Origin of the sequence: Saccharothrix sp. CCNWYY140 (genome assembly GCF_037401995.1) — a bacterium.
In the GTDB taxonomy this organism is placed as follows: domain Bacteria; phylum Actinomycetota; class Actinomycetes; order Mycobacteriales; family Pseudonocardiaceae; genus Actinosynnema.
This window is the reverse complement of record NZ_JBBEGC010000200.1, coordinates 1-8,875: the sequence shown is the minus strand read 5'-3', so window position 1 is coordinate 8,875 and position 8,875 is coordinate 1. Positions and strand designations below refer to the sequence as shown.

The 8,875-nt window shown below is 70.3% G+C and carries 6 protein-coding genes; 4 read left to right on the top strand and 2 right to left on the bottom strand.

What is annotated here, in order from left to right; all coding sequences use genetic code 11:
- Positions 1-81: 81 nt before the first annotated feature.
- Positions 82-750 carry a response regulator gene (locus WBN91_RS37930; protein WP_337729136.1) on the bottom strand — a complete coding sequence of 223 codons (669 nt, stop codon included), beginning with the start codon at positions 748-750 and terminating at the stop codon, positions 82-84.
- Positions 747-2,285, bottom strand: a complete 1,539-nt coding sequence (locus tag WBN91_RS37925) for a sensor histidine kinase (RefSeq protein ID WP_337729135.1) — start codon at positions 2,283-2,285, stop codon at positions 747-749. Before WBN91_RS37925 ends, WBN91_RS37930 begins: the two co-directional genes overlap by 4 nt.
- Positions 2,286-2,457: 172 nt before the next feature.
- On the opposite strand from WBN91_RS37925, the gene WBN91_RS37920 reads away from it, so the two are divergent.
- From WBN91_RS37920 to WBN91_RS37905, 4 genes are all read left to right on the top strand, one after another.
- Entirely contained in the window at positions 2,458-3,435 is a 978-nt protein-coding gene (locus tag WBN91_RS37920; protein ID WP_337729137.1) for a Bug family tripartite tricarboxylate transporter substrate binding protein, read from the top strand.
- Positions 3,432-4,022, top strand: a complete 591-nt coding sequence (locus tag WBN91_RS37915; protein ID WP_337729134.1) for a tripartite tricarboxylate transporter TctB family protein — start codon at positions 3,432-3,434, stop codon at positions 4,020-4,022. Before WBN91_RS37920 ends, WBN91_RS37915 begins: the two co-directional genes overlap by 4 nt.
- Positions 4,022-5,539 (top strand): tripartite tricarboxylate transporter permease, encoded by a 1,518-nt coding sequence (locus WBN91_RS37910; RefSeq protein WP_337729133.1) that lies wholly within the window; start codon positions 4,022-4,024, stop codon positions 5,537-5,539. The genes WBN91_RS37915 and WBN91_RS37910 overlap by 1 nt, the downstream gene beginning before the upstream one ends.
- A gap of 91 nt (positions 5,540-5,630) precedes the next feature.
- The gene (locus WBN91_RS37905; RefSeq protein WP_337729440.1) at positions 5,631-8,675 is read left to right on the top strand and encodes an RNA polymerase sigma factor; all 3,045 of its coding nucleotides are present in this window, start codon (positions 5,631-5,633) and stop codon (positions 8,673-8,675) included.
- The last annotated feature ends 200 nt before the right edge of the window (positions 8,676-8,875 follow it).

Genomic DNA, 8,875 nt, shown 5'->3' with positions numbered 1-8,875 from the left:
AACCGAGGCCCTCCACTTGTAGGTAACACCTACCGCGCGCTCCGCGCGCGAAGACCGCGCTTCGCGCGCCGAAAAGCCCGGCTAGGGAAGCCAGACGTATTGGCGTTCCGGGCGACCTGTTCCGCCGTACTTGAGGCGCACTTCAGCCTTCCCGATCGCCACAAAATGCTCCAAGTACCGCCGAGCCGACACCCGAGCCAACTCGGTCGCCTCCGCGCACTCGGTAGCCGAAACGCCCCCACCCCGCTCCCTCAACACCCTCTCCACCAACGCCGCAGTCTGCGTGCTCAACCCCTTCGGCAACCGAGCCGACGAAGTAGGCCGGGCCCCAAAGACCTGGTCCACATCCGCCTGGCCAGCCGATGCGAGTTGCTCAAGTCGTCGGTCCAAGGCGGCGAAATGGGCAAGCTGATCCCGCAGAGCCGCGTACTCGAAGGGCTTGATCAAATAATGCAGCACCCCGCCCCTCATAGCGCTGCGCACCGTCTCCACGTCCGTAGCCGCAGTGATCACGATGACATCCACCTCGTCCGGCCCCGACCGGAGTTCGCGCAGCACGCCCAAGCCGTCCAAGTCCGGCAAGTAGATGTCCAGCAGCACCAAGTCCGGCCGTAGCTCCCGCACCAGCCTCAGAGCATCCGCGCCGGTGTGAGCGACGCCCACCACCTCGAAACCCTGGGTCCGAGACACATAACCGCTGTGAACCTTCGCGACCATGAAGTCGTCGTCCACCACCAAAACCCTGATCACACCGCCACCTCCACCGGCAGCCGCGCGGTGAACACGGCCCCATCCACGTGCACAGAGCCGCCACGGCGCAAGCAGGTCTGCCTGATCAAGGCCAAGCCCAGGCCACGGGAACCCTGTTCGGCGGCCTTGGTGGTGAAACCGTGCCGGAACACCTCTTCCGCCAGCTCCGGCGCGACTCCAGGTCCGGAATCTCGGACCACCACGAGGACTTCGCCGTCCGCCTGTCGCACCAGGACCTCGATCCACCCCTGCTCGGTCAGCGCGTCGAGCGCGTTGTCGACCAGGTTCCCCAGCACTGTCACCAGGTCCGTCGACAACACATCGTCCACAGTAGACAAAGAACTCGCCGGATCCATGCGCAGGCCGATGCCGCGTTCCGCCGCCAGGCTGGACTTCGCGATCAGCAGCGCCGCCACAGCCGGGTCGGCGATGCGGGACGACACCTCCGTGCGCCACCGTCCCTGGGCGTTGCTGATCCTGCTGATGAAGCCCCGGACCTCGTCGTACTCGCCCAGCTCGACCAAGCCCGCGATGGTGTGCAGGCGGTTGCTGAACTCGTGGGCCTGGGCGCGCAGGGTGTCGGTGGCGTGTCGGCTTGCGTCCAGTTCGTCCTGGAGGGTCATCAAGTCCGTTCGGTCGCGCAGGGTGACTACCGAGCCGTGCACGTCCAGGGGCATGCGGTTCAGTGTGAGGACTCGGCCCTCGCCCAGGGCGACCTGGTCGACGCCTGTGGCCCGACCGGTCAGCACATCACGCAAGCGCTCGTCGACGCCCAGGTCGTCCACGGATCGGCCTACGGCGTCCTCGGGGAGGTTCAGCAGCTCGCGCGCATGGTCGTTGACGAGGGTTACCCGGTGTTGTGGGTCCAGCGCCACGACGCCCTCCTTGATGCCGTGCAGCAACGCCTCCCGGTACTCGACCAGGGCCGTGATCTCGTGCGGCTCCAAGCCCAGGGTCTGGTTCTTGACCCGCCTTGCCAGCAGCAGGGAACCGGCGACGCCGATGACCAGCGCCATGCCCAGCAGGCGCAGCGCGTTGTCCGGCGAGTCCAGGACACCCTCCCAGAACCCCGGAGCCTGCTGCCCTGCGGCGACCACGCCGATGACCCGGCCGTCGTCGCCGATCACCGGGACGTGGGCGACGGTCGCGCCGTCCAACTCGCCCACCCACGACCGGCCGCGCAGGGCGGTGCTGTCGCCCAGCTCAAGCGGCTCGCCTACCTGGCGTGGGTCGGGGGAGGTCAGGACCGTGCGGTCTGCGTCGGCGATGACCACGTAGCTCGCGCCGGACAGGCTCTGCGCGGTCGTGGCGAACGGAGCCAAGGCGTAGTGCCGGAGGGGGTCGGCAAGGGCCGTGCGCACGCCGGCGGTGGCGGCGGTGTCCTCGGCCACGGACAGCATTCGGCGTCCCTCGGTCGTGCGGAAGTTCGCGCCCGCCTGGACGACGGACAGCACGCCGACCGCGCACAGCAGCGCCAGGACCACTACCAGTTGCCACACGAGCAGCTGGCGGGCCAGCGACCCACGTCCACCCACGGGCACCTCCGTGACCACAACGACCAAAAAAACCTCTAGGCGCGCAAGCGGGACTTCCCTGTTTACACGAGTGCAACATGTCCAACCACGCGGAAGAGAGGCGGGGATCACAGTGTCGTCACCGACCACCGAGCGGCCGGCCGAACGGGTGACCGAGCGGCGTTCCGGGCGGCTGAAGGGCTGGCTCGCCGCGGGTGCCGCGTTGGCGGCCGTCGTGCTCGTGCCGCCGCTGTTGACCTCCGGCGGGGACGGTGGCGGGGCCGCCCTGCGCGGGTTGCGGGTGCTGGTGCCCAACTCGCCGGGTGGCGGCTACGACGTCACCGCGCGCACCGCCGCCAAGGCGATGGAGGACGCCGGGCTGATCCGCAACGCCGAGGTGTTCAACCTGCCCGGCGCGGGCGGCACCGTCGGGCTCGGGCGCACGGTCAACGAGCGCGGCAACGGCAAGCTCGTCATGTCGATGGGCCTGGGCGTGGTGGGCAGCGTCTACACGAACAAGTCGCCGTCGTCGCTGTTGGACACCACGCCGATCGCCAAGCTCATCGAGGAGCCGGACATCGTCGTGGTCGGCAAGGACTCGCCGTACCGGACGCTGGACGAGCTGATCACGGCGTGGCGGGCGAACCCGGGCGCGGTGCAGGTCGGCGGCGGGTCCTCGCCGGGCGGCCCGGACCACCTCGCCCCGATGCTCATCGCCAAGGCCGTGGGCCTGCCGCCCAAGCAGGTCAACTACATCCCGTTCGACGGCGGCGGCGAGCTGCTGGCGTCCGTGCTGGGCGGGAAGGTCGCGTTCGGCGTGTCCGGGGTCGGCGAGTACCGGGACCAGATCGAGGCCGGGCAGATCCGGGTGCTGGCGGTGACCAGCGGCGAGCGGGTGCCCGGGGTGGACGCGCCCACGCTGCGGGAGGCGGGCGTGGACGTCGAGTTCAGCAACTGGCGCGGCGTGGTCGCGCCGCCGGGGGTGTCGGACGCCGATCGCGCCCGGCTGGTGGACCTGTTCACGGACCTGCACGGGACCCCGCAGTGGCGGGAGGCGTTGGCGCGCAACGGCTGGACCGACGCCTTCGCGCCGGGTGCGGAGTTCGGTGACTTCCTGCGGGAGGAGAACGAGCGAGTGGCGACGGTGCTGAAGGACTTGGGGCTGGCATGACGACGGAACTGGAAGGCCGCGGCGCGCAGCCGGACCGTGGCGCGCAGCCCGAGCGTGGTGCGCCGCCCGGCGGCGCGGCCCGAGCGGAGACCCGTCGGTCGTGGTGGCGGGAGCACTCGGAACTGGGCATCTGCGCCGTGCTGGTGGCGCTGGGCGGGCTCGTCCTGGTGGACGCGATCCGCATCCCGACCGACTTCGCCCAGCGCGGGCCGATCGGACCCAAGGCGGTGCCGGTCGTGGTCGGCGTGGCGCTGCTGGTGGTGGCCGTGCTGCTGGCCCGGGACGTCCTGCGCGGCGGCCGGGGCGAGGCGGAGGGCGGCGAGGACGTCGACCTGTCCGCGCCCGCCGACTGGCGCACGGTCCTGCTGCTGTGCGGGGCGTTCCTGGCCAACGCCGCCCTGATCGGCGTGGTCGGGTTCCCGATCTCCGGCGCGGTGCTGTTCTGGGGCGCGGCCTACGCGCTGGGCAGCCGCCACCCCGTGCGCGACCCGCTGATCGCGGCCGGGCTGTCGCTGCTGACCTTCTTCCTGTTCAACGACCTGCTCGGCGTGCCCCTGCCCGGCGGTCCGCTGGTGGGGGTGCTGTGATGGACGTGTTCGGCAACCTCATGGCGGGGTTCGCGACCGCGCTGACCCCGACCCACCTGGCCCTGGCCGCGCTGGGCGTCCTGCTCGGCACGGCGATCGGCGTGCTGCCGGGCATCGGGCCGGCGATGGCGGTGGCCCTGCTGCTGCCGATCACCTACGGCCTGGAGCCCACGGGCGCGTTCATCATGTTCGCGGGCATCTACTACGGCGGCATGTTCGGCGGTTCCACCACGTCCATCCTGCTCAACACCCCGGGTGAGAGCGCGGCGGTGGTCGCGGCCATCGACGGCAACCCGATGGCGCGGAAGGGCCGCGGTGCGCAAGCGCTTGCGGCAGCCGCCATCGGGCACTTCGTCGGTGGCATCATCGGCACCACCCTGCTCGTCCTGCTCGCACCGACCGTCGCGAAGCTCGCCGTGGACATCGGCGCGCCGGACTTCTTCGCGATCATGGTCCTGGCGTTCATCGCGGTCACGTCGGTGCTCGGCGCGTCCCGCGTGCGCGGCTTCGCGTCCCTGCTCATCGGCCTCACCATCGGTCTGGTCGGCCTGGACGAGATGACCGGCCAGCAGCGGCTCACCTTCGGGTCCCTGCACCTCGCCGACGGCATCGACGTCGTCGTGGTCGCGGTGGCGCTGTTCGCGGTCGGCGAGTCGCTGTGGGTGGCCGCCCACCTGCGCCGCAAGGCCGCCGAGGCCATCCCGGTGGGTCGGCCGTGGCTCGGGCGCGCGGACGTGGCGCGGGCGTGGAAGCCGTGGGTGCGCGGGCCGTTCATCGGGTTCCCGTTCGGCGCGGTCCCGGCCGGCGGCGCGGAGATCCCGACCTTCCTGTCCTACGTGACCGAGAAGCGGCTGTCCAAGCACCGCGACGAGTTCGGCAAGGGCGCCATCGAGGGCGTGGCCGGACCGGAGGCCACGGCGTCCGCGTCGGCCGCGGGCACGCTGGTGTCCATGCTGACCCTGGGCCTGCCGACGACGGCGGTCGCGGCGGTCATGCTGGCGGCGTTCCAGCAGTACGGCATCCAGCCCGGCCCGCTGCTGTTCCAGCGGGAATCGGCGCTGGTGTGGGGCCTGATCGCGTCGCTGTTCATCGGCCTGGTGCTGCTGCTGGTGCTGAACCTGCCGCTCGCGCCGGTGTGGGCGAAGCTGCTGCGCATCCCGCGGCCGTACCTGTACGCGGGCATCCTGTTCTTCGCCAGCGTCGGCGCGTACGCGGTCAACGCGGACGTCTTCGACCTGCTGGTCATGTTCGTGATCGGCGTGCTGGGCTTCGCGATGCGCCGCTACGGCCTGCCCGTGCTGCCCGCGATCATCGGCGCCATCCTCGGCCCGGCCGCCGAGCAGCAGATGCGGCGGGCGCTCCAGCTGTCCGACGGCTCGCTGGACGGGCTGGTCAACACCCCGTTCTCGATCGCCGTGTACGCGGTCGTGGCCGTGCTGCTGACGTGGCCGCTGATCCGGCGGGCGGTCCGCCGGCAGGCGTCGCCGCAGGTCGAGCGCGAGAAGGTGGACGCGTAGGAAAAAGGTCGCCGGAACCGGGGAGATCCCGGTTCCGGCGCGCACGTCCCCACCGGAGGTAACACGACCCCGACCGGTGGAGATGGTGTCGATGATGGGTGCCGAGGACCTGCCCCTCCTCAACCGACTGCGCGCGGGCGACGCGACGGCCCGGCGCGAGCTCTTCGCGCGCTGCCAGACCAAGCTCCGACCGTTCTTCCGGACCCGCGTGCGCCGCGCCGACGAGGTGGACGACCTGGTCAGCGAGGTCGTCGTACGCGCACTGGAGGGCCTGCGCAACGGGCAGGAGCCGCGCGAGCTCGACGCGTGGCTGACCGGCATCGCCCTCAACCTGCTCAAGGCCCACTACACCGACACGTCGAGACACGACGATCGGGACGTCCCCGACCAGGCCGTGGCCCCGGACACCGACGTCGAGGACCTGATGACGAGGGCGAAGGTCCTCGACGTGCTGCGGGACGCGCTGTCCGGGGTCCCGGCCGGCTTGCGCCCGGTGATGGCCGCCCACATCCGGCTCACCGCCCAACGCGGCCGGCTCGTCGTCGGCGCCGAACTGGCGGAGGAGCTGGGCGTTCCTCGCGGCCAGGCCGACCGCCAACTCCAGCGGGCCCGCAAGGCCACCGAGAACGCCGTCACCTCCTACGTCATCGGCCACGTCGGCACCCGCCGCTGCGCCCGGCTGGCCGCGCTGGTGACCACCCCGTTCGACCCGAAGCAGTCCACACTCGTCCTCGACCACGCGGCGGAGTGCGCGGTGTGCGGAGCCCGACGAGCCGACGCCCGCGACTGCGCACGGTGGGCACTGGGCCCAGGCCTCATCGGCGTGGCCCACGACGACGACCACCGCCGCACCGCCCTCGCCTTCTTCGGCCGCGGCACCGAGTTCGCGACCGCGCCCAAGTTCTTAGGGTCGCTGGGGACGCGCCTGATGAGCCTGCCCGGCGTGGACTCGGTGACCCGGGCGGCGCACGAGAACCCGGCTCTGGTGCGCGTCGCGGCGGGCGGGATCGGGCTGGTCGCGGCGGCGGTGATCGCGGTGCTGGCCACCCAGCCGGACCCGGCGGCATCGGTGTCCTTACCCACGACCCAGGTCACCGCCCCGCCTCACGTGCCAACCCTGTCCACCGAGACACCTCCCCAGGGCGCGCAACCCGTCATCGCCCTCAGCCCCACGCCCTCTCCCACCCGGCCGTCCCTGCCCACCAAAACCTCCACCCCGACTTCTCCTCCGGCCACGCCGCCTCCGGCCACGCCACCCACAACCACCACGCCACTAACGTCGACCACGTCGATTGCACCGCCCCCACCGCCACCTCCGCCCGCGCCTCCGAAGTGGGCTTATGCCCGGGTCGAGCCGTGGCGATCGCCGATCGGTGAGGAAACCGAGCTGTCCGCCACGTGGCAGTGGGGCACACCGCAACCCGCCACCGTGACCAGGGAGGACACCGGCGTCTACCGGTTGCGGTTCCCGGCGCAGGCGTCGGACACGGCCGTAGCGCACGCGACCGTCACCTTCTACGCCGTGGCCCGACCGGTCGGCTGCGTCGTACGGGACAACCGGAAGTCGGGCGCGGACCAAGTCGTGGTGGTCGCGTGCGCCGAGGCCGGCACCCCAGCGGACACCCGCTTCAACGTCCTGCTCACCGAACCCGCACCCGGCACCACCGTCATCCGCCCCGACACATCCGTCCGCAGGACCGGCATCGGTGCCTACGAGGTAGACCTGCCAGGCACCCCCACCGGCTACACCCAGGTCACCCCATACGGCCAGGAGTTCGCACGCTGCCAGCCATCCGGCGTGCAGGGCCGGACACTGCGCGTGCACTGCGACCGCGACACCCGCTGGGCCGCAACCCACGTCCAGGGCGTCGCACCGGCAGGCGAGGTAGGCGCGTACGCCCAGACCACCGGCATCGCACCAGACCTGCGCATCGACCCCACCCGCTCGCACAACACCACCGGCGGCGCGTTCACCCTGCACCGATTGGGCGTCGGGCAATACCGGGTGCTGGTCAAGGGCGTCGGGACATGGGGCGGCACGGCGTTCTCAGGCGCAACCGAGTCCGGTTATTGCCATACCCAGTGGTGGCACACGTTCACCCACCCGCTGGCCGAGGTCTGGGTTGACGTGCAGTGCGTGGACGAGACTGGCGCGCTGGCAGACAAGAACTTCGGCATCGCCACCATCCGCCCACCCTTCACGGCCGACGAGCAGATGGGCCCCCTCCACCCCACCGACCCCGGCCCAAGCCGTCCAGGCTGGGGCTACACCCAGGTCCACCAGTACACGACCCCACTAGGCGTACCCGCACAACTCCACCCGAACCACCAGTGGTCAACCTGGGGCGGCTACCTCCCAGGCAATGACCACTGGTGGGCCCGAAAGTCGAGCATCGTCCGCACAGCAACCGGCGAGTACACCGTCCGCATGCCCGGCCTGGCGAAGTCACCAACAGCCCACACCACCGCCCATTCCCAGGCTGGCGACGTGTGCGTGATCCGGAACCAGCAGGCGGACGGCGAAGACGCCTTGGTAGGCGTGAACTGCTACACGGCCACAGGCACCCCGAAGAACACAGCCTTCCACCTCTACCTGGGCACCGGCCCAACCGTGACATCCGCAGAGGCCACGAGACTGGCCCCAGGCGAGTACGAACTCCCCTTCACAACGGGCCACGCCCAACTAACCCCAACCCACACCTTCGCCCGCTGCCAACACACAGTGGGAACCACCATCCGCGTGTCCTGCGACCGAGACACAACCTGGCAACTAACCCACGTCACCAACACCGGCCTACACGGCGACACAGTCCCTTCCGGCTACCTGGCAGTCTCGCAGGCGGGAACGGTGGCCAACTCGTTCAGCACCAATGGCGAGGTGCCTTCGGTGATCCGGACAAACACGGGCCGGTACACGGTGAAGTACACGACACTCGGCTTCCAAACACGGGTGTGGCCGACGGACACCGTGCAGGTAAGCGTGCTGGGCGATGAGATCAGAACATGCGCGATAGCCGGCCTCAACGGCTACATGACCCGAGGCGCAGTAGAAGTAAGCATCTGGTGCTTCGACGCAACAGGCCGCCCAGCAGACACCCCCTTCGCCCTAACCTACCTCCGCCCACCCGACCGCTGACAACATGCGCCCAAAGGGCGCGCGCTTTTCGAAGTAGCTCGCGCAGCAAACCTCCCAACTTGGGCTTCTTCCGTCATCCCCGTATGGCCTGCCCGAAGGGCTACCACAGATTTCCCCGGGTGTAGCCGAAAGTTTTTGCGAGGAACGAGCAAAAAGTTTTAGCGGCACCCGGGGAAATCTGTGGTTGGCTCCGCCAGGCC

Bases quoted from the DNA above. Each gene is read 5' to 3' on its own strand.
- WBN91_RS37915 (WP_337729134.1), top strand. From the start codon at position 3,432: ATGACGACGGAACTGGAAGGCCGCGGCGCGCAGCCGGACCGTGGCGCG.
- WBN91_RS37910 (WP_337729133.1), top strand. From the start codon at position 4,022: ATGGACGTGTTCGGCAACCTCATGGCGGGGTTCGCGACCGCGCTGACC.
- WBN91_RS37905 (WP_337729440.1), top strand. From the start codon at position 5,631: ATGATGGGTGCCGAGGACCTGCCCCTCCTCAACCGACTGCGCGCGGGC.